The organism is Rhizobacter sp. LjRoot28 (genome assembly GCF_964253025.1).
Lineage (GTDB): Bacteria > Pseudomonadota > Gammaproteobacteria > Burkholderiales > Burkholderiaceae_C > Rhizobacter.
On sequence record NZ_CAXUQC020000001.1, the window covers coordinates 3,302,659 to 3,323,349 of the forward strand.

General features: G+C 69.2%; 13 protein-coding genes and 1 pseudogene. 10 read left to right on the top strand and 4 right to left on the bottom strand.

Annotation, left to right across the window (positions count from 1 at the left end; translation table 11 throughout):
- Positions 1-4: 4 nt before the first annotated feature.
- The 7 genes and pseudogenes from ACSQ2F_RS15135 (at position 5) to glgA (ending at position 13,815) form a co-directional block, all read left to right on the top strand.
- The gene (locus ACSQ2F_RS15135; RefSeq protein WP_436024225.1) at positions 5-688 is read left to right on the top strand and encodes a mechanosensitive ion channel family protein; all 684 of its coding nucleotides are present in this window, start codon (positions 5-7) and stop codon (positions 686-688) included.
- A 1-nt stretch (position 689) separates the two neighbouring features.
- A complete protein-coding gene (locus ACSQ2F_RS15140) occupies positions 690-1,931 on the top strand; it encodes an amylo-alpha-1,6-glucosidase (protein WP_436024226.1) in 1,242 nt (413 codons plus the stop codon).
- A 79-nt stretch (positions 1,932-2,010) separates the two neighbouring features.
- Positions 2,011-3,216 (top strand): annotated as a pseudogene (locus ACSQ2F_RS15145) (glucose-1-phosphate adenylyltransferase); the annotation flags it as partial.
- A gap of 34 nt (positions 3,217-3,250) precedes the next feature.
- Complete coding sequence (gene glgX / locus ACSQ2F_RS15150; protein ID WP_436024227.1) at positions 3,251-5,377, top strand: glycogen debranching protein GlgX; 2,127 nt, start codon at positions 3,251-3,253, stop codon at positions 5,375-5,377.
- Positions 5,374-7,236: a malto-oligosyltrehalose trehalohydrolase gene (gene treZ / locus ACSQ2F_RS15155; RefSeq protein WP_436024229.1), complete on the top strand. Its 1,863-nt coding sequence runs from the start codon at positions 5,374-5,376 to the stop codon at positions 7,234-7,236. Before glgX ends, treZ begins: the two co-directional genes overlap by 4 nt.
- Position 7,237: 1 nt before the next feature.
- On the top strand, positions 7,238-12,322 hold the full coding sequence (locus ACSQ2F_RS15160; RefSeq protein ID WP_436024230.1) for a malto-oligosyltrehalose synthase: 5,085 nt from the start codon (positions 7,238-7,240) through the stop codon (positions 12,320-12,322).
- Between the two features lie 32 nt (positions 12,323-12,354).
- Positions 12,355-13,815, top strand: coding sequence for a glycogen synthase GlgA (gene glgA / locus ACSQ2F_RS15165; protein ID WP_436024232.1), 1,461 nt, complete (start codon positions 12,355-12,357; stop codon positions 13,813-13,815).
- 24 nt (positions 13,816-13,839) lie between these two features.
- On the opposite strand, the gene ACSQ2F_RS15170 is transcribed toward glgA, so the two are convergent.
- Positions 13,840-14,574: an ATP-dependent DNA ligase gene (locus ACSQ2F_RS15170; protein ID WP_436024234.1), complete on the bottom strand. Its 735-nt coding sequence runs from the start codon at positions 14,572-14,574 to the stop codon at positions 13,840-13,842.
- Positions 14,575-14,682: 108 nt separating this feature from the next.
- On the opposite strand from ACSQ2F_RS15170, the gene ACSQ2F_RS15175 reads away from it, so the two are divergent.
- Entirely contained in the window at positions 14,683-15,735 is a 1,053-nt protein-coding gene (locus ACSQ2F_RS15175; RefSeq protein WP_436024237.1) for a patatin-like phospholipase family protein, read from the top strand.
- A gap of 21 nt (positions 15,736-15,756) precedes the next feature.
- Here the strand turns inward: ACSQ2F_RS15175 and ACSQ2F_RS15180 are convergent, their stop codons facing one another.
- On the bottom strand, positions 15,757-16,128 hold the full coding sequence (locus ACSQ2F_RS15180; RefSeq protein ID WP_436024239.1) for a cupin domain-containing protein: 372 nt from the start codon (positions 16,126-16,128) through the stop codon (positions 15,757-15,759).
- 176 nt (positions 16,129-16,304) lie between these two features.
- Between ACSQ2F_RS15180 and ACSQ2F_RS15185 the strand changes: the two genes are divergently transcribed.
- On the top strand, positions 16,305-17,276 hold the full coding sequence (locus tag ACSQ2F_RS15185; protein ID WP_436024241.1) for a TIGR03885 family FMN-dependent LLM class oxidoreductase: 972 nt from the start codon (positions 16,305-16,307) through the stop codon (positions 17,274-17,276).
- A 24-nt stretch (positions 17,277-17,300) separates the two neighbouring features.
- Here the strand turns inward: ACSQ2F_RS15185 and ACSQ2F_RS15190 are convergent, their stop codons facing one another.
- Both ACSQ2F_RS15190 and ACSQ2F_RS15195 read right to left on the bottom strand, forming a co-directional pair.
- Positions 17,301-18,077, bottom strand: coding sequence for a gamma-glutamyl-gamma-aminobutyrate hydrolase family protein (locus ACSQ2F_RS15190; protein WP_436024243.1), 777 nt, complete (start codon positions 18,075-18,077; stop codon positions 17,301-17,303).
- 25 nt (positions 18,078-18,102) lie between these two features.
- Positions 18,103-18,495 (bottom strand): hypothetical protein, encoded by a 393-nt coding sequence (locus tag ACSQ2F_RS15195; protein ID WP_436024245.1) that lies wholly within the window; start codon positions 18,493-18,495, stop codon positions 18,103-18,105.
- Between the two features lie 369 nt (positions 18,496-18,864).
- Between ACSQ2F_RS15195 and ACSQ2F_RS15200 the strand changes: the two genes are divergently transcribed.
- Entirely contained in the window at positions 18,865-20,556 is a 1,692-nt protein-coding gene (locus tag ACSQ2F_RS15200; RefSeq protein ID WP_436024247.1) for a carboxylesterase/lipase family protein, read from the top strand.
- The last annotated feature ends 135 nt before the right edge of the window (positions 20,557-20,691 follow it).

A 20,691-nucleotide genomic window follows, 5' to 3' on the forward strand; every position in this document is an offset into this window, starting at 1 on the left:
CGCAATGGAAAGAGTGGATGTCTTCCTCGAACCGCTACGGGCCTTCCTGCTCGAGATCGGCGCATTCCTGCCCCGGCTCGGCGTGGCCGTGCTGGTGCTGCTGGCCGGCTTCCTCATTGCCAAGGCCGCCCGCTTCGCCATCGAGAAGGGCCTGCGCTCGGTGAACTTCCACATCGTGACCCAGCGTTCTGGGCTGGACGGCTTCCTGCACAAGGGCGGCACCGAAGTCGACACCATCGGCGTGTTCGGCGCGCTGGCCTACTGGGTGGTCATCCTGGCGGCCATGATCGTCGCCTTCAACGGCCTGGGCCTCACCTACGTGACCGAGCTGCTCGGCCGGGTGATGTTGTTCGTGCCCAAGGTCATCGTGGCGCTGCTCATCATCGCGTTCGGCACCTACTTCGCCCGCTTCGTGGCCAATGCGGTGCGCACCTACTGTCGAGGCATCGGCATCCGCGACGCCGATTCCCTCGCTCGCCTGGCCCGCTATGCCATCCTGGCTTTTGTCATCATGATGGCGCTCGACCAGATGGACATCGGTGGCACCCTCATCCGCCAGGCCTTCCTCATCGTGCTGGGCGGCGTGGTGCTCGCCCTGGCGCTGGCCTTCGGGCTCGGCGGAACCAAATGGGCCGCCGAACGACTCGAACAATGGTGGCCTTCCCGCCCTTCCGACCCTGACCGCTGACATGGACGACCCGACCCCCGCCCTGCCGATCTCCGGCGCAGCCCCACCGCCCGGGGCCACGGCGGACGCCGCGCTGCTGGACGAGTGCGCCGTGCAGTCGCTCGCGCTGCTGGAACGAAACCTCTCGCCGCAAGGGGTGCTTGCGGCCAGCCGCACCGCGGCGGCCGAGGCGCGCAGCTACACCCGCATCTTCGGCCGCGATGCCGCCATCTGCGTGCTGGCCATGAGCGGCAGTGGCGTGCCGTCGCTGGAGCGCGGCGCCATCGACAGCCTGGCCGCCCTCGCCGAATTCCAGGCCCCCAACGGGCAGATCCCGAAGTACGTCGACCCGGAAGGCCGCGACGCCGACTTCTGGTACCTGGGCTGCATCGATGCCACGCTGTGGTGGCTGATCGCGGTCGACCACGTGCGCCGCACGAGCCCGCTCACCGAAGAGGTGTCGCGCTGGGGTCCCCAGGTGAGCCGCGCCATCCAGTGGCTGCTGGCGCAGGAGCACCAGCGCTTCTTCCTGTTGCAGCAGAACGAGGCCAGCGACTGGGCCGACATCATGCCGCGCTCAGGCTTCGTGCTGTACACCAACGCGCTCTGGTACCACGTCAAGGGCCTGTACGCCCTCCCGCACCGTGACGAGACCTGCTACCACTTCAACCACCTCTTCCACCCCGACCAGAGCGACCTGCCCGAGTACCGCCGCAGCCGCCTGCTGAGCCACTACGCCCGCCGCGAGCGGCGCAACGACGACCTCTACCTGAGCTTCGTGAACCTCTCCTTCGCGGGTGACGAGGGCGACGTCTTCGGCAACGTGCTGGCGGTGCTGTACGGGCTGGCCAACCGGTCCATGGCCAAGCAGGTCGTCAAGACCCTCTGCGAAGCGGGCGTGGGCGACCCCTATCCGGTGCGCACCGTCGTGACGCCCATCGATGACAACCACGCCCTGTGGCGCGCGTACATGGGCCGCCACATGCAGAACCACCCCCACCAGTACCACAACGGAGGCATCTGGCCGTTCGTTGGTGGGTTCTGGGTCATGGCCCTGGCCAACATGGGCCGGCTCGACCTGGCACACGCCGAACTGGTGAAGGTGGCGCGGGCCAACCAGGCCGACGGCTGGCGGTTCACCGAGTGGTTCCACGGCCAGACGCTGGCACCGGTCGGCATGCTGGGCCAGACCTGGAACGCGGCGACTTTCCTGCTTGCGCGCGACGCGCTTCAGGCGGCCCAAGCGGAGCCGGCCTCGGCCTGAAACCCCGTCGGCGGGTGGGAACGCCCCTTGCCCTTGTAACTGCTGGATACCCCAATTGGTCGCCAGGCAAGGAGCAATGATGACGGCAAGACACAAGGTACTGGCGTTCGTGATGGCGGGTGGCGAAGGCACCCGACTCCATCCTTTGACACTCGAGCGGTGCAAGCCGTCGGTGCCGTTCAACGGCAAGCACCGCCTCGTGGATTTCGTGCTGAGCAACCTCGTGAACTCCGAGATTTACTCGGTGTACCTGCTTGTTCAGTACAAGTCGCAAGCGCTGATCGAACACGTGCGCCAGAGCTGGACGCTGGCACGCGTGATTCCCGACCACTTCGTCACGGTGGTGCCACCGCAGATGCGCAATGGTCCCGAGTGGTTCCAGGGCACGGCCGACGCCGTGTCACAGAACCTTCACCTCATTGAAACCTCGAATGCCGACTATGTCGCCGTGTTCGGGGCGGACCACATCTACCGGATGGACGTGCGGCAGATGATCGACCAGCACGTGCGCGAGCGTGCGGACGTGACGGTCGCGACGTTGCCCGTGCCGCGCTCGCAATGCCGCTCGTTCGGCATCGTGGAAACCGACGCCGACCTGCGCATCGTCGACTTCAAGGAGAAGCCGGACACCACGCCGGGCATGCCCGGCAAGCCGGGGCACGCCCTGGCCTCGATGGGCAATTACATCTTCTCCACCGACGTGCTGCTCAACGAACTCCGCCGCGCCCGCGATGCCGGCGAGCGCGACTTCGGCCGCGACTTGCTGCCCCGCATGGTGCGCACGCACCGCCTGATGGCCTACGACTTCACCGAGAACGTGATCCCCGGGACCGCCTCCTTCGAGGAGCCGGCCTACTGGCGGGACGTCGGCACCATCGATGCCTACTTCGCGGCCCACATGGACACGCTCGGCGCCGAGCCGCGCTTTCGCATGACCAATGCGCAGTGGCCCATCTACGCGAGCCAGGACCCATCGGAGTCCGCCCAGATCGAGTCGGGGGAGATCCGTCGTTCGGTGGTCGGCTCCGGCTGCGTCATCACCGGTGCCCACCTCGACCATGCCATGCTGCGACGGGCGGTGCGGGTCCAGGCGGACGCACGAGTCGATCACTGCATCGTGATGGACCGCACCGTGATCGGCGCCGGCGCCCAGCTTCGCAACACCATCGTCGACCAGGACAACGTCATCCCGGCGGGCGAGCGCATCGGTCACGACCTGGCGGCCGACCGCGCCCGTTTCCATGTGAGCGAGGGCGGCATCGTCGTCATTCCGCGCGGGCACTTCCCGGCCCGCCGAGCAAGCTGACGGGGCGCCGATCTTGACCGCCCCCCGCCTCGAGACTGGCCGCCCCTATCCCCTCGGCTCCACCTGGGACGGCCAGGGAACCAACTTCGCGCTGTACTCCAGCGTCGCCGAGGGCGTTGAACTGTGCCTGTTCGACGAAACCGGCACCCACCAGACCCACTGCCTCACCCTGCACCGTCGCACGGGCAACGTGTGGCACGCCTACCTCCGCGGCATCGACCCGGGCACCCGCTACGGCTGGCGGGTCCTCGGCCCCTACCGGCCGGAAGAGGGCTTGCGCTGCAACCCGGCCAAGCTGTTGCTCGACCCCTATGCGCGCAAGATCGTCGGGACCATCGACTGGTGCTCCGCCATGTACGCCTACGACCTCGACAGCGAGGAGGAGGACTTCGCCTTCAATCCCGAGGACAGCGCGCCCTACATGCCCAAGTGCGAGGTCGTCGACGAGTCCTTCGACTGGGGCAGTGACCGACGACCGGAAGTGCCCTGGTCCGAGACAGTCTTCTACGAAGTTCACGTCAAGGGGTTCTCGAAGCAGCTCGAGTCGCTACCGGAAGAGCTGCGCGGCACGTATGGCGCGCTCGCGTCGGACGTGGCCATCGCGCACTTCAAGGCGCTGGGCGTCACGTCGATCGAGCTGCTGCCCATCCACGCCTTCGTGGACGACCAGCGGCTGATCGAGTCCGGCCTGCGCAACTACTGGGGCTACAACACCATCGGCTTCTTCGCTCCCGACCTGCGCTACAGCATGACGGGGACCATCGCCGAGTTCAAGGGCATGGTGAAGCTGCTGCACGCGGCCGGCCTGGAGGTGATCCTCGACGTGGTCTACAACCACACGGGCGAAGGCAACCACCTCGGCCCCACCCTCAGCTTCAAGGGCATCGACAACACCACCTACTACCGGCTGAGCGCCGAGGAGGCTCGTCACTACCACGACGTCACCGGTACCGGGAACACGCTCAACACCTTCGCGCCCGAGGTCCTCACCCTGGTGATGGACAGCCTGCGCTACTGGGTGACCGAGATGCACGTCGACGGCTTTCGCTTCGACCTGGCCGTGGCCCTCGGCCGCGGCGCCTACCACTTCGACACCTGCAGCAGCTTCTTCGCCGCCGTGGCGCAGGACCCCGTGCTGAGCCGCGTGAAGCTCATCGCCGAGCCGTGGGACGTGGGCGAAGGCGGCTACCGCGTCGGCGGATTCCCGGTCGGCTGGGCCGAGTGGAACGGTCGCTACCGCGACACCATGCGCTCGTTCTGGCGCGGCGACGAAGGGGCGTTGCCGGAGTTCGCCCAACGCCTGTGCGGTTCGGCCGACCTCTTCGCCCACAACGGCCGGGGCCCGACCGACAGCATCAACTTCATCACCGTCCACGACGGTTTCACCCTGCGTGACCTCGTCAGCTACAACCACAAGCACAACGAAGCCAACCAGGAGGACAACCGCGACGGCGAGTCACACAACAACAGCTGGAACTGCGGTGTCGAGGGCGAGACGGACGATCCCGAAATCCTCGAGTTGCGGGGCCGTCAGCAACGCAATCTGCTGGCGACGCTCTTCTTCTCGCAAGGCACGCCCCTCCTGCTGGCCGGCGATGAACTCAATCGCACGCAGCGCGGCAACAACAACGCCTATTGTCAGGACAGCCCGATCAGCTGGATCGACTGGAACGACCCGGGCGCACCGGAAATGTTCGCGTTCGTCCAGCGGTTGACCGCACTGCGCCGGGAACTGCCCGCGTTGCGGCGGACCACTTTCCTCAACGGGTGGGCCGACGAAACCGATGGCAAGCGCGACATCGCCTGGATCAATGCCGACGGGCTGGAAATGGACGAGGCGGAATGGATGAAACCCATTGCCCGCAGCGCCGGCGCGGTGCTGTGCGGTCACATGACGGGCGAGATCGACGACGAAGGCCGGCCCGTCCGGAGTGCTTCGGTGCTCCTGCTGTTCAACGCCTACCACGATGACCTTCCGTTCGTCATTCCACCGCACCGGGACACCCGCTGGACGCTGCGACTCGACACCACGTTCGAGCCCGAGCAGGCGCCTGAGCGGACCGAATGGCAGGCCGGCGAGGTCTACACCATGACCGGCCGCTCACTCGTGCTGATGACGCAGCCCCCGGAGGCTGAATGAGCGGGTCCCCCACCGAACGCCACGTCCACCGCATGCCGTTCGGCGCCGAGCTGCATCCCGGCGGTGGCGCGCACTTTTCGTTGTGGGCGCCTGCGCCCATGAACATCAGTCTCGAGTTCCGCGGTGCCACGGGCGATCTGCGCATCCCGGCCCCGGCCGATGCACAAGGCTGGCGAACGGTGGTTGTGCCCCAGGCGCGCGCGGGTGACCGCTACCGCTGGATCCTCACCACACCCGACGGCGACATCGCGGTGCCCGACCCGGCCGCGCGGGACAACCCCGACGGGGTCTTCCAGCCGTCGCGCCTCCACGACCCCGCCGCCTTTGCGTGGGAGGCCGGCTGGAAGGGCCGACCCTGGCATGAGTCGGTGACCTACGAGCTGCACGTGGGCACGTTCACCCGTGAAGGAACCTTCGACGCGGCGGCTCGTCAGTTGCCGGTGCTGGCCGAGCTGGGTGTCACCTGCGTCGAACTGATGCCGCTGGCCAGCTTCCCGGGACGCTTCGGCTGGGGCTATGACGGCGTGCTGCCGTTCGCGCCGCAGGCCACCTATGGGGAACCGGATGCGCTCAAGCGTTTCGTGCAGGCGGCGCACCGGCTGGGCTTGATGGTCATGCTGGACGTGGTCTACAACCACTTCGGCCCGGACGGCAATTTCCTGGGTCTCTACGCGCCCGCCTTCTTCACCGAGCGGCACCACAACGCCTGGGGCGCCGCCCTGAACTTCGACGGCCCGGACAGCGGTCCGGTGCGCGAGTTCTTCATCCACAACGCCCTCTACTGGGTCGAGGAGTACCGCATCGACGGCCTGCGCCTGGACGCGGTGCACGCCATGCGTGACGACAGTTCGCCGGACATCCTCGAAGAGCTGTCGACGCGCGTGCGCGCCGCGGCAGGCGATCGCCATGTGCACCTCGTGCTGGAGAACGACACCAACGATGCCCGCCGCCTCCCTGGCAGCCCGCGACCGGGCACCTACGACGGGCAGTGGAGCGGCGACTTCCACCACACCGTGCACGTGGCCCTCACGGGTGAGGGCGAGGGCTACTACGCAGAGTACGTGCGCACGCCGCTGCCTCAGTTGGCGCGCTGCCTCACCCACGGCTTTGCCCGCGAGGGCGAGCCCCACCTGAATGCCGCCGACCGGCATGCCGCCAACCCGCGAAGAGCAGCGACCAGCACGGTTCACCTGCCGGCCACCGTCAACTTCCTGCAGAACCATGACCAGGTGGGCAATCGCGCGATGGGCGAACGCCTGCTGTCACTCACCGGGGATGCGCCCGCCCGCCTGGCTGCGAGCCTGCTGCTGCTGAGCCCGCCCACGCCCCTCTTGTTCATGGGCGAGGAGTGGGGCGCGGAAACCCCTTTCCTCTACTTTGCCGACTGGCAAGGGCCGCTGCGGGACGCGGTCACGCAAGGCCGGCGCCGGGAATTCGCCCACTTCGCGGCCTTCGCGGACGAAGCGGCCCGCGAGCGCATTCCCGATCCCTGCAGCATCGACACCTTCGAGCGCTGCAAGCTCGACGTCGACACCTGGTCGGCCGACGCTGCGCACCAGGCGTGGTTCGCCTACCACCGCGACCTGATCTCCCTCCGCACGCGGGACCTCGTCCCTCGCCTTCCCTTGCTGGCCACCGGCCGGCACGAGTCCCAGTTGCTGGACGGCGAGATTCTGGCCGTGCAATGGCGCTTCACCGACGGCGCCACGCTCGAGCTGATCGCCAACCTGGGCGGCAGCCCGGTCGACTGGGCCGATTCCGCCCGGCCCAACGCCACCCTCTGGCACATGGTCGGCGACGTGTCGCCGTTCCGGGTCGGCGCCTGGTCCGCCCGCTGGCGCTGGCTCCTTCCCACCTGACATGACCTCACCCGAAGCCTCCCACCGCCCCCTTCGCCAACTGAGCGAACGCCTCGGCGTCGCCGCTGCGTACCACGACTTCTGGGGTCATCCCAAGCAGCTCGACACCGCCCAGCTCAGCCGCTTCGTCACCGCCATGGGCGTGGACGCACAGGACGATGCCTCGGCCGAACGGGCGTTGCATCGCCTGGAAGACGACGCAACGGCGCACCCGCTGCCCGCCGTGCACGTGATGCGCGCCTCGGCACCCAAGCCCCTGGCCGTGGGCGAAGCAGTGCAGCCCGGTGCCATGTGCACGCTCATCACCGAAAGCGGCGAGACATGGCAGGGCCGCGTCGACAACAGCGCGCCGGGCCGCCGCTCGATCACCCTGCCCGAGCCCCTGCCCCTCGGCTATCACCGCCTGCAGGTCGCAGGCGTGGCCGATGCCTGCACCGTGATCGTTTGCCCGGACCGCTGTCATGAGCCGCCCGGCCTCGCTCACGGCGAGCGCTGGTGGGGACCCACGGTGCAGCTGTATGCCGTCCGTTCGGCACGCAACTGGGGGATCGGCGACTTCACCGACCTGCAGGCCACGCTCGACATGGCTGCGGCCGAGGGCGCGGCCTTCGTGGGCATCAATCCCTTGCATGCCCTGTTCCCGCATGACCCCGAACGGGCCAGCCCCTACAGCCCGTCGAGCCGCATCGCGCTCAACGCGCTCTACCTCGACGTCGAAGCCATCAGCGAGTTCCTCGGTTGCACGGCCGCACGCAACCGGGTCCGCAGCGGGGATTTCCAGTGCCAGCTGCAGCGCCTGCGCGATGCGCCGCACGTCGACTACAGCGGCGTCGCTTCCGCCAAGCGGCAGGTGCTGGAGCTGCTCTATCGCCATTTCCGCGATGTCGAACTGGCACGGGACACACCGCGTGCGCAGGCCTTCCGGCGCTTCCAGCAGCAGGGCGGTGCCTGGCTGCGCGCCCACGCGCTCTTCGACGCGATCCAGGCGCACCTGCACGCCAATGACCCCGCCATCTGGGGCTGGGTCTGCTGGCCGCCCGCCTACCGCGAAGCCGGCAGCCCGGAGGTCGTCGCCTTCGAGCGGGAGCAGATCGAACGCGTGGAGTTCTTCGAGTACCTGCAATGGCAGTGCGACGCCCAGCTCGCCGCCGTCGCATCCCACGCGCGCGCGCTCGGCATGCCGCTCGGCCTGTACCGCGACGTTGCCGTGGGCGTGAACGAGGGTGGCTCCGAGACCTGGGGCCGGCCCGGGCTCTACGGCCTTGGCATGAGCGCCGGTGCGCCGCCCGAGGCCTACAACCCGGCGGGCCAGTCCTGGGGCCTGCCGCCCATGGTGCCGTCGCGACTGCGCGAGCAGGCCTACGCACCCTTCAGCGAACTGTTGCGCGAGAACATGCGTCACGCCGGCGCTCTGCGCCTGGACCATGCCATGGCCCTGCAGCGGCTGTTCTGGGTTCCCTCCGGCGCTGACGCCCGCGAGGGCACGTACGTGAGCTACCCCTTCGAGGACCTGCTCAACGTGCTGGCCCTGGAGAGCGTGCGCAACCAGTGCCTGGTGATCGGCGAAGACCTGGGCAACGTGCCGGAAGGCTTTCGCGAGACGGTCGCGTCGCGCGGCGTGCTGTCGTACTGCCCGCTGTACTTCGAGCGGAACTCCCAGGGCCGCTTCCCCGCCCCCGGCGAGTGGCGGGCCAACGCACTGGCGGTCGTGGGCACCCACGACCTGCCGACCCTGCGCGCCTGGTGGCGTGGCGACGACATCGAGACCCGCTCCGCCTTCGGCCTCTACCCCGACGAGCAGCAGCGGCACGACCAGATCATCTCCCGGGCCGAAGAGCGCGTCCGGCTGCTGCTGTCGCTCGAGAGCGAGGGACTCATGCCGGCAGGGGGAAGCCTGAACCCGGCCACCGTCGACGACAACGACACACGGTTGACGGAAGCGGTGTACGCCTTCCTCGGCCGCGGCCAGTCCCGCCTCGTGGGCGTGCAGTTCGAGGACGTGATCCAGCAGCTCGAACAGGTCAACGTTCCCAGCACCACCGAAGAGACCTATCCGAACTGGCGGGTGAAGCTGAAGCTGCCGCTCGAGCAGATCGGGCTCGATGCACGCTGGCGCGCGGTGACGGCCCGGCTGCGCGAAGGGCGCTCCCGCTTCGCGCCGACAGGCCGGGGCACCGCCCTGCCGTCGCTCGACACCGCCTGCATCCCGCGCGCGACCTATCGCATCCAGTTCCACGCCGGCATGCGCTTCGAGGCGGCCACCCGCCTCGTGCCGTACCTGGATGCGCTCGGCGTGAGCCACCTCTACGCCTCGCCCTACCTCGCCGCGCGGCGCGGCAGCACCCATGGCTATGACATCGTCGACCACAACGCGCTCAACCCGGAGGTGGGCACACCCGAGGACCACGATGCCCTGTGCCAGGCGCTGACCGCCCACGGCATGCACCAACTGCTCGACATCGTGCCCAACCACATGGGCGTGCTGGAGGCCGACAACGCCTGGTGGCTCGACGTGCTGGAGTGCGGCGAGGCTTCGGCCCATGCGGCCACCTTCGACATCGAATGGAATCCGGCGGCCCCTGAACTGCGCGGCAAGGTGCTGCTGCCGGTGCTCGGCGACCACTACGGCCGGGTGCTCGAAGCCGGCGAACTGAAGCTGGCCTTCGACGCCGCGGCCGGTGCCTTCCACATCGCCTACTACGACCATCGGTTTCCGCTGGATCCCCGCAGCTTCCCGGATGTCTTTGCCGCCGTGGCACCACCGGACGACGGTGAGTCGGGCCAGGCGCTCGCGGTGGTTCAATCGCTGATCGATGCCTTCGCCCACCTGCCCGAGCGGGACAGCCGCGACACCGCCCTTCTCGCGATGCGACGGCGAGACAAGGTGCTGCACAAGCAGCAGCTGGCCGACGCCTGCGCGCGCCACGCCTGGCTGCGCGACTGGATCGACAGCTGCGTCGCGCGGCTCAACGGCACCTCGGGCACACCGTCCTCCTTCGATGGCCTGGACCATCTCATCGAGCGGCAGGCGTATCGCCTCGCCTTCTGGCGGGTGGCCGGGGACGACGTCAACTACCGGCGCTTCTTCGACATCAGCACGCTGGCCGCGCTGCGCATGGAGCGTCCCGAGGTGTTCGAGGACACCCACCGCACGGTGCTGCGCTGGCTGGGCGAAGGGCGGCTCTCCGGCTTGCGCATCGATCACCCGGACGGCCTTGCCGACCCACGCGGCTATTTCGAGCGCCTGCAGCAACGCCACCAGCGCGTGCTGATCGACGCCGGCCGCGCGCCGCGGGCCTTGTACGTGTCGGTCGAGAAGATCCTTGCCGAGCATGAACACGTGCCCTCGGACTGGCCGGTGCACGGTGGCACGGGCTACCGGTTCTCCAACCAGGTGAACGGCGTCTTCGTCGATGGCCGCCATGAGCAGCGCTTCGACGAGATCCACGCCCGCTTCATCGGTTCGTCCGACTCGTTCGACGAGATCCTTCGCGAGGCGAAGCTGCTGGTGATGTCGACCGCGCTCGCCAGCGACCTGCAGTGGCTCACGGAGGCGCTGTTCCGCATCGCGCAGCGTGAGCGCACGAGCCGCGACTTCACCCGCAACCGCCTGCGGGCAGCGCTCGTCGAAACCGCAGCCGGCTTCCCCGTGTACCGCACCTACATCGGACCGGCCGGCGTGGAAGACCGTGACCGCCAGCACACGGCCTGGGCCGTGGCCGAAGCCAAGCGCCACAGCCCGGCCTCGGATGTGAGCGCCATCGACTTCCTGCAGGACGTGCTGCTGGGGGCCCCGAGCCTGGCCGATGCGACGCGGCGCGCCGAGGCGCTCGCCTTCGTGTCGCGCTGGCAGCAGTTCACCGCCCCGGTCATGGCCAAGTCGATGGAGGACACGGCCTTCTACCGTTACCACCGGCTCATCTCCCTCAACGACGTGGGCGGCGACCCGCGACGCTTCGGCATGTCGGTGTCGGCCTTCCATGCGGCCAACGTGGCACGCTCGCGCTTCCTGCATCACACGATGCTCGGCACCTCGACGCACGACAGCAAGCGCTCGGAAGATGTCCGGGCGCGCATCGACGTGCTCTCCGAAATTCCAGATGCCTGGGAGGCGGCGGTGCAACGGTGGTCCGCGATGAACCGGCCCCGTGCGGAGCGCAGCGACTCCGCCATCTCGCCGGCCGACGAATACCTGCTGTACCAGACGCTCGTGGGCGTCTGGCCGCTGGGCGAGATCACCCCCGAGGTACTGGGCGACGTGCGCAGCCGGGTGCAGGCATACATGCAGAAGGCGGTGCGCGAGGCCAAGGTCCACACCAGCTGGATCAACCCGAACGAGGCGTCCGAGTCGGCCCTGGCCCGCTTCATCGACCACCTGCTCGGGACCCGCGATCCGAACCCGTTCCTCACCGACTTCGAGGCCTGGATGGCACCGGTCAGCCGCTTCGGGTGCTGGAACGGCCTGAGCCAGGTGGCGCTCAAGCTGACCTCGCCCGGCGTGCCCGATGTGTACCAGGGCTGCGAGGTGTGGAACTTCAGCCTCGTCGATCCGGACAATCGGCGGCCGGTCGATTTCGACGCGCTTCGAGCGCAGCTGCGCGCGGTGCTGGCGTTGTACCAGGGCGACCGCCTGCCGCCCGAGGCGATCGACCGCCTCGCGGCGGGCCTCGACGACGGCCGCTTGAAGCTGCTCATGACCGCCCGGCTGCTCGCCCTGCGCCGCACCCTGCCGCAGGTGTTCACTGGCGGCGCGTACCACGCCCTCGACATCGACGGGCCGGCGGCATCCCACGCCATCGCCTATGCGCGCCAGCATGACAGCGGCACGGTGATCGTGGTGGCGTCGCGGCTGCTCAGCACGCTGAGCTCGCACGATCCGGCCGCCCTCTCGCCGCAGTGCTGGGCCGGCACGCAGGTGAGCTGCCCGCCCGCACCGCCCAGCGGCTGGCGCGACTGGCTCACCGGCCGCCGCATCGACGGCGGGTCTCCAGGCGGGACGGACCTGCTGTCCCTCGACCAGCTGCTGGCCGACTTTCCCTTCGCCGTGCTGGTGCCCGCCACCTTGCACGACCCCCTCGTGTCCTGAACCGGAGCCCATTCGTGCCCTCGGCCGTCCCGTTGAAGATCTTGTTTGTCACGCCGGAGTGCGCCCCCTGGGCCAAGACCGGCGGTCTCGGCGACGTCAGCGCCGCCCTGCCCCAGGCACTGATGCGCCTGGGGCACGACGTGCGCGTGCTGATGCCCGCCTACCGCTCCATGCGCCCGCTGCTGGCGCAGGCGAAGCGCCGCCACACCTGGCCGGCCGAAGGGCCCTGGCCCGAGGCCCAACTCGCCGAAGTGGAGGCGGGCGGCCTGTCCCTGCTGCTGCTGGACTGCCCGGGCTTCTACGATCGCCACGGCAGCCCCTACGGCGACCCGGGCGGTCCCGATTTCGAGGACGGCGCCCGCCGCTTCGGCTTCCTCAGCGCCGTGGCCGCCCGCCTGTCGATCGATCCCTCTCCCCGGCGCGGCTGGCGTTGGCGGGCGGACGTGCTGCACGCCAACGACTGGCCCACCGGCCTGGCCCCGGCCTACCTGGGACTGGATCGCCACCGGCAGGCGGTCAGCGTCTTCACCATTCACAACCTCGCATTCCAGGGCATGTTCCCGGTGGAACGCGGCCTGTCGATCGGCTTGCCGCAGAGCTGGATGTCGGTGGACGGCGCCCTGCACTGGGGCCAGCTGTGCCTGCTCAAGGCCGGGGTGCGTTACGCCGACGCCGTGACCACCGTGAGCCCGACCTATGCCCGCGAGATCCAGGAGCCGGAGATGGGCTTCGGCATGGACGGCATGATGCGGGCCCGCGCCGCCGACCTGCACGGCATCCTCAACGGCATCGACCCCGAGTCCTGGAACCCGACCCGCGACCCTCTCATCGTGCAGCACTTCGATGCCAACTCGCTGGAGGGCAAGACGGTCAACAAGCTGGCGCTGCAGCATCGGCTCGGCCTGGCCGAATCGAATGAGCCGGTGCTCTTCGGCATGGTGAGCCGCCTGACCGAGCAGAAGGGTGTCGACCTGGTCCTCGACAACATCGACTGGCTGACCGAGCAGGGCCATCAGGTGGTGGTGCTCGGCAAGGGCGAAGCGCGCTTCGAACAGGCGCTGGCCCAGGCGGCCGCGCGGCACCCCGGGCAGGTGTCGGCCATCGCCGGGTTCGACGAAGGCCTCGCCCACCTGATCGAGGCTGGCAGCGATGTGTTCCTGATGCCCTCGCGCTTCGAGCCCTGCGGGCTCAACCAGATGTACAGCCAGGCCTACGGCACGGCGCCGATCGTCCGCGCGACAGGCGGCCTGGCCGACTCGGTGGACGACGCGCAGCCAGGCACCGACAAGGGCACCGGCTTCGTCTTCCAGGAGCCGACGGCGATGGCACTGCGCGAGGCCCTGCAGCGCGCCCTCACGCTGCGTCAGGATGGCGACGCCTGGCGCGCCCTGCAGCGGCGGGGCATGGCCCGCCGCTTCGACTGGGCGTTGAGCGCGAAGCGCTACGAGGCACTCTACCGCAAGCTGCAGATGAGGCAGCGTCCGTCGGCCTGACCATCGAAAACGCCAACCGGCGGCTCAACCGCCAGGGAACCGCTTGAACCGCTCGGCCAAGGCGGGACCCGGGCACTTGATCTTGAGCCAGTCGTCGCTGCGCAGGCCCGGCTGGTACGGCGACGCGAGCCGCTTGGCCACGATGCCCTCAAGGCCAAGCCGCAGCGCATGGGCGAACAGCGCTTCGCCATCCCCGTCGATCGCATCCACCACCTTGATGCCCGGCAGGTCACGCAGCGCTTCCAGGTGCAGGCGCCGCTCCGCGAGTGGCCGGTCGACCAGCCGGCGCCCGCCCGCCATGAGCACATCGAAGACGAGGTAGACCACCGGCTCGGCGGCAAAGGTGAGCGGGCCGTGCACGCGGCGCCGCAGTCGCTCGAAGTCGGAACGCCCGTGCTCATCGAGGATGCACACCTCCCCGTCGAGCACCAGGCCGGGGCCCGCAAGGCACCGCAACGCGGCGACGACTTCCGGGAACCAGAGCGTGGCGTCGGCACTGTTGCGCGTCTTGAGCTTCACGTTCTGCGCGCGAACGCCCGCGAGCAGGCGGTAGCCGTCGTGCTTCACCTCGAACGACCACGCGGGATCATCGAAGGCCGCCGTGGCTTCGTCGACGAGCATGGGCTCGAATCCATCCACCGGATGGGTGCCGGCCCGCAAGCGGGGCACCGGCTGCAACAAGGTGCGTGGCGGCGAGGCGAGGGGCGGATCGACCCGCCTGAAGGACTTCTCGAAGGTGACCATGGCCCCGAAAGGCAAGTCCCGTTCCCGGGCGGCTGCCACGGCAGGTTGGACGGCATGTCCCTTGCCCATCGGCCACCGGTGAAGCTGCGCGGTGGATGGCTTCGCCGATGACGAGGATTCGACATGAAGACTGTGGTGTTGTTCCAGGGCGGCGGTGCCTTGGGCGCTTTCGGATGCGGGGCGTGGGAGGTGCTCGCGCCCTGGCTTGCGCGCCGGGGCGATCGGATCGTGGCCCTGGCCGGCTCATCGATCGGTGCGCTGAATGCCGCGGTGGTGCGCACCCACCTCGACGCCCCGGACAGCGGCGTGGAGGCGCTGACGGCACTGTGGCGCGAGCGAATCGCCACGCCGTCGATTCCCTTCGCCGGCATGGCCTGGGGAGACTCGGAGGCCGCCGCCTGCCTGCGAAGCTGGAACGGCTTCCTCACCGGCATGCTCGCCGGCAACCGCGGCCTCTTCGTGCCCCGGTTCAGCACCTGGAACCCCTGGTCCATGCTGCAGCGGCTCCAGCAGCCCCTGTACGATCGCTCGCGCATGTGGGCCTTGCTGGAAGAAGTCGCCCCGCCCTACCGAAGCCACGCGCCCCAAGACGTGCTGCTGGCCGCCGGCAGCTCCCAGATCCGCGATGGCAGCCTGCGCTTGAGCGACAGCGACAGTGCCGACGTGGGACCGCGCGAGGTGGCCGCGAGCGCGGCCTTGCCCTTGCTCTTCGACCCGGTGGAGATCGACGGCGAACTGCAATGGGACGGCGAGATCGTGCGGCGGTCCCCCATCGGCCCCCTCGTGCACAAGGTGCGCGACAGCGGCCGTGTCGCTCCGGGAGAACCGCTGCAGCTGATCACCATCGAGCAGTTGCCTCGCCCCATGGAACGCTTGCCCGTCTCGGGCCCGGAGATGGCCTATCGAGCCCTCAACCTGGGCCAGGTCGACAAGCTGGTTCCATCGGCCGAACTGGTGGCGTCCGAAGGTGTGCGGTGGGTTCGCATCGCGAGAGAACCGCTTCCCTGGGACGGCATCGCCGGCCAGTTCGACTACTCGCCGCAGCGCATCGATGAGCTCATCGCACAGGGTGCAGCGGACGCGAAGGCGGCTCTCGGTGGCGCTTCCGATGCCGTGGCGAAATCGCTTCGGCTAGCGGGTGCGGAACCAGACCACCACGCTGCACTTCCGGGCTGAGCCGGCCAGGCCGGCCGCCCTTCATGACGTTGCTTCGCTTGCCCCCGTACCGTTTCCCGCATCACCGCCACGCAGCAGCAGCGTGACGAGCAATGCCGAGTCGGCGCGCGCCCGCACGGAGTGCCGCTGCGCTGCCGGCAGCACGACGAGATCACCCGCCCTGAGCCGGCGGGTGCCGCCCGGCATCACCACCTCCACATCGCCTTCGATGCAGTGGATCGTGCACTCGTCGTCCACGTGGTGTTCCGGCATGTCGGCATGGTTGCGCAGGACCAGGTGAAGCAGTTCGATGCGGTCGGTCTTGATGAGCGCGGTGCTGACACTGTCCTTCAATCCGTCGCCGAGCGGGCGAACGCCGATGACGTCGAGCAGTTGGGCATGGGGCAAGGCCATGGGATCTCCTGTGAATGAAAGTCGGTAGAACCTCGGAACGGGCTGCCGTTCCGGTTCTTCCTGGAGGCATGTGGGATGCCCAGCTCGGGGTCGGCTGCGGTTCGCCCGCGCGTCGTTCTTGCGCGGCGCGGGTACGGGGGTTGCCAAGTGAGCGCATCGCCCTACCGAATCAGACCATGGTCCGCATCAGTTACCACGCCTCGCATGAACAGTTTGCTCCGTCCCGGCTGGTGCCGCTGGCGGTGGCCGCGGAGTCGGCGGGGTTCGACGCCGTCTTCTGCTCCGACCACCTTCAGCCCTGGGCGCCCGAGCAGGGGCATGCCGGGCACACCTGGACCTGGCTCGGTGCCGCGATGCAGGCCACGCGTCGCGTGAGCTTCGGCACCATCACCGTGCCCGGCGGCTGGCGCTACCATCCCGTGCCGCTGGCGCATGCCATCGCCACGCTGGGCGAGATGTTCCCCGGCCGTCTGCCCTGGCTGGCCTTCGGCAGCGGCGAGGCGGTGAACGAAGCAACGGTCGGCGCCGGCTGGCCCGACAAGGCGGAACGCAACGAGCGGCTGCGCGAAGGCGTGGACATCGTTCGGCGGCTGCTTGCCGGCCAGACGGTCGACTGCAGCGGCGCGGTGCGCGCCGAAGGCGCGCGCCTGTGGGACCTGCCCCCCGATCCGCCGCGGTTGTTCGGAGCCGCCATGAGCGAGGCGACCGCACGTGCGCTCGGAGCCTGGGCCGATGGGCTGCTCACGATCGGGCGCGACCTGCCGCGGCTCGAGCGCATCATCGCCGCCTTCCGGGAGGGTGGTGGCGAGGGGAAGCCGGTGCACGTGAAGCTTGATGTGAACTGGGGCGTCAACGACGAGCTTGCGCTTCAGGAGGCGTGGCAGCACTGGCGCTTCAATGCGCTCGACAGCGACACGAATACCACGCTGCGACAGCCGGCCGACTTCGTGGCTGCAACCGCCGGCTTGCGGCCGGCCGACCTGCACGCCCACGTGCTGGTCTCGAACGATCCCGGCCGCCACATCGCGCACATCGACGCCTGCCGCGCCCTCGGCGTCGAGTCGATCGATGTGCACCAGGTCGGCCTGGACCAGCACGGCTTCATCGAAGCCTACGCGGCGCGCGTGTTGCCGCATTGCCGCGACTGACCGCCACGGCCCTGCCCTGCCACGTTACGGGGTTGCGCCGTCAGCGGCACGCGCGTGCTGGTGGACGCGGCACGCGTGGGCAAAGGCCTCCAGCATCCGGCGATAGAACGGCATCTCGGCGAAGTGCCATTCAGGGTGCCACTGCACGCCAAAGGCAAAGGCCTTGGCGTCGGCCACCTGCACGCCCTCGACGAGGCCGTCCGGCGCGCGCGCCTGGGCGACAAGCCCTTGGCCCAGGCGGCTGATGCCCTGGCCATGCAAGGAGTTCACCCGGGCCCGCGTGCCACCGGCCCAGCCTGCGAAGGCGCTGCCGGGCTCGAGAAGCACTTCATGCCGCGGAGCGAATTGCAGCTCAGCCGAGACACCTTCCGGTTCTCGATGATCGTCGAAGCCCGGTTCAGCATGCAGTCGCTGGCACAGGCTGCCACCGAGGGCCACGTTCATCTCCTGCAGGCCGCGGCACACGCCCAGCAGCGGGATGCCCGCGGCCACCGCCGCACGCACAAGCGCCATGGTCAGTCGGTCCCGGCGGGGGTCGATGAGGTCCGAGTCCAGCACCGCGCCGCCAAAACGGGTGGCCTCGACGTTGGAGGGCGACCCCGTCAGCAGCACGCCATCGACCAGGGGCAGCAGCCCGGCCACCTCGCTCTCGCCGGCCATGGGAAAGAGCACCGGTTGCATGCCGAGCTGGCAGACCGCGAGCGCATAACGGTCCGCCAGGACGGTATAGCCCCCCGGATCGGAGAGGTCGAGGTTGCGGTGGCAGGCCGGCAGCCAGACGAGCGGCTTGTTGGCTGGCATCGGGGCAGTCATGCGTGCGGCGCGCTCAGCGGGCACAGCGATAACTGCGTGCCACCGACGAGGCCGGGGCGTACGGGAAGTTGGCGTCGCCCCAGACGAGGTGCGTCGCGCCATCCCGGCGCGCCTTGGCGAGCAATTCCGCCCGGGTTCGGGCGATGCTGGCTTCGTTCGACTCGCCGAGCCGGGGTCCGAGGCTGCCCAGGTTGCCGAGCAGGCTGCAGCCCCTGACCTCCGTCGCCGACGACACCCGCACCGGCGGCGTTTCCGGCACGGGCACTGGCACCGGCGCCGGCGGCGGGGGAGCAGGAGCCGCAGGGGTGGGGGTGGGCGGGGACGGGTGACGACGCGGCGCGGGCGACTCACAACCGGCCAGCACGACCAGCGCCACCAGCAGTGCGACGCACCCACGCCATCCCACGTGAGGCGGTGCTGCGCAGGGAAGGAGTGAGGAGGAAGGAAGTGCCGGCACGGTGGCGCCAGACACGGCCGGGGAGTGCGGCAGGGCGAAGGAAATGAGACCGGAGACCATGACGTCGAGCCCGAGGAATGGCCTCCACCTTATCGGTCGCTGCGCCAAGGCGACGTCATCCCGCTTCTTGTCCCCTTGTAGGCCGATGCCTTCACCACGCCGCCGTCGGCGCTCATCGCGCCTTCCGGGGCACCGGTCTGTCATCACGGGGACAGGTCCGTGGCGGTTTTTTCTCGGTGTCTGCCCCCATGCGATTTTCTGCACAGCCGTCCAGAATTCATCGGCCCGCGAATCGCGGTTCCCACAACGGAGACAACCATGACCTCGACCCTTGCCGGCCTTCCGCGCCGCACCACCGCGGCGCTCGCCGTGCTCTCGCTGGCCCTCGGGCTGGGCGCCTGTGGCGGTGACGACGACACGCCGGCACCGGCGCCGGCCGATCCCAACACGGTGGCCACGGCCAACGGCCCGGTGAAAGGTGCCGAGCGCACCGGCATGCGCAGCTTCTTCGCCATCCCGTTCGCCAAGCCCCCCGTCGCCGCGCTGCGCTGGACCGCTCCCCAGGCGCCGGACAACTGGACGGCCCCGCGCGAGGCCACGAAGTCGGCCGCGGCCTGCCTGCAGACCAGCGCCAGCCCGTTCCGACTTTCCGACGCCAGCGAAGACTGCCTGTACCTCGACGTGCATGTGCCCACCGGCGTGACGGGCCCGCTGCCCGTCATGGTCTGGATCCACGGTGGCGCCTTCAACACCGGCGGCACGGCCACCTACTCCGACCCGTCGCCGTTGGTGAGCAAGGGCGTGATCGTGGTCAACATCGCGTACCGCCTGGGAGCGATGGGCTTTCTCGGCCACCCCGCGCTGGCCGATGCCGCTGGCGCGGCCGGCAACTACGGGATGATGGACCAGCAGGCCGCGCTCGCCTGGGTGCAGGCCAACATCGCAGCCTTCGGGGGCGACAAGGCCAACGTCACCATCTTCGGCGAGTCGGCCGGTGGCATGAGCGTCATGACCCACCTGGCCTCGCCAGGCTCCAAGGGGCTCTTCGCCAAGGCCATCGTGCAGAGCGGCGCCTACGGTGCCAACACGCAACTGACCGCCGCGCAGTTGCAGGCCACCAGCACCACCGTGGTCACCGAAGCGCTCGCCGCGGCCAACGTCACCTGCGCCACGGTGGATGCTGCTTGCCTGCGCGCCCTTCCGGCCGCCGTCGTGAGCACGCAACTGGCCACCGCGTTCAACAAGTACATGTCGAGCCCGGTGCCTTCGGTCGACGGCAAGGTGCTGACCGAAACGGTGAAATCCGCTTTCCAGGCTGGCCGCAACCATCCGGTGCCGATGATCAACGGCAGCAACGAGGACGAGTACCGCCTGTTCGTCGCGATCGGCGAACTGGGTCGCCGCGCGACCGGCGACGCCACCCCTGCCCTGACGCCCGCCGAGTTCAGCGCCAGCGTGCAGGGTTTGATCGGTGCGCAGACCGCGCCCCTGGTCGAGATGGCCTACCCGCTCGCCAGCTACGGCAGCGACCCGCTCACCCAGCCGAGCCTCGCCCTGAGCGCCGTCGGCACGGACCTGGTCTTCGCCTGCAACGCGCTCCAGCTCAGCCGTCGCGTCGGTGTGACGCAGGCCGCTCCGATCTGGATGTACGAGTTCCGCGACCAGACCGCGCCCGCCGTCGTCGGCAACGTGAACGGCAGCTACGCCTTGAGCTTCCCGCAAGGTGCCGCCCATTCGTACGAGCTGCAGTACCTCTTCAACACGACCGACCTCGCGAACGACGAGCGGCAGGCCTTGAAGAACTCGCTGACGCAGTACTGGACGAACTTCGCGCGCACCGGCAATCCGTCCACCGGCGGCACCGTGCCGGCCTGGTCGGCGTTCACCGCCGGCGCACCCGTGGTGCAGCATCTCGATGTGCAAAGCGGCGGCGGCATCACGGCGTCCACCGCGGCGGCGTTCGAGACGCAGCACAAGTGCGCCACCTTCTGGACCGGGCTGACGTTCTGACGCCCTGTCGGGGCCACCGTGCAGGCGGCCCCGACCAGACCTCTCCGAGCAACCGGCGCCGCGAGCCCGGTTGCCAAGGGAAGGACGAGACGCTCCGAGCGCCGCGGTTTCGACCGGCGTCCACCAGGCTACGAA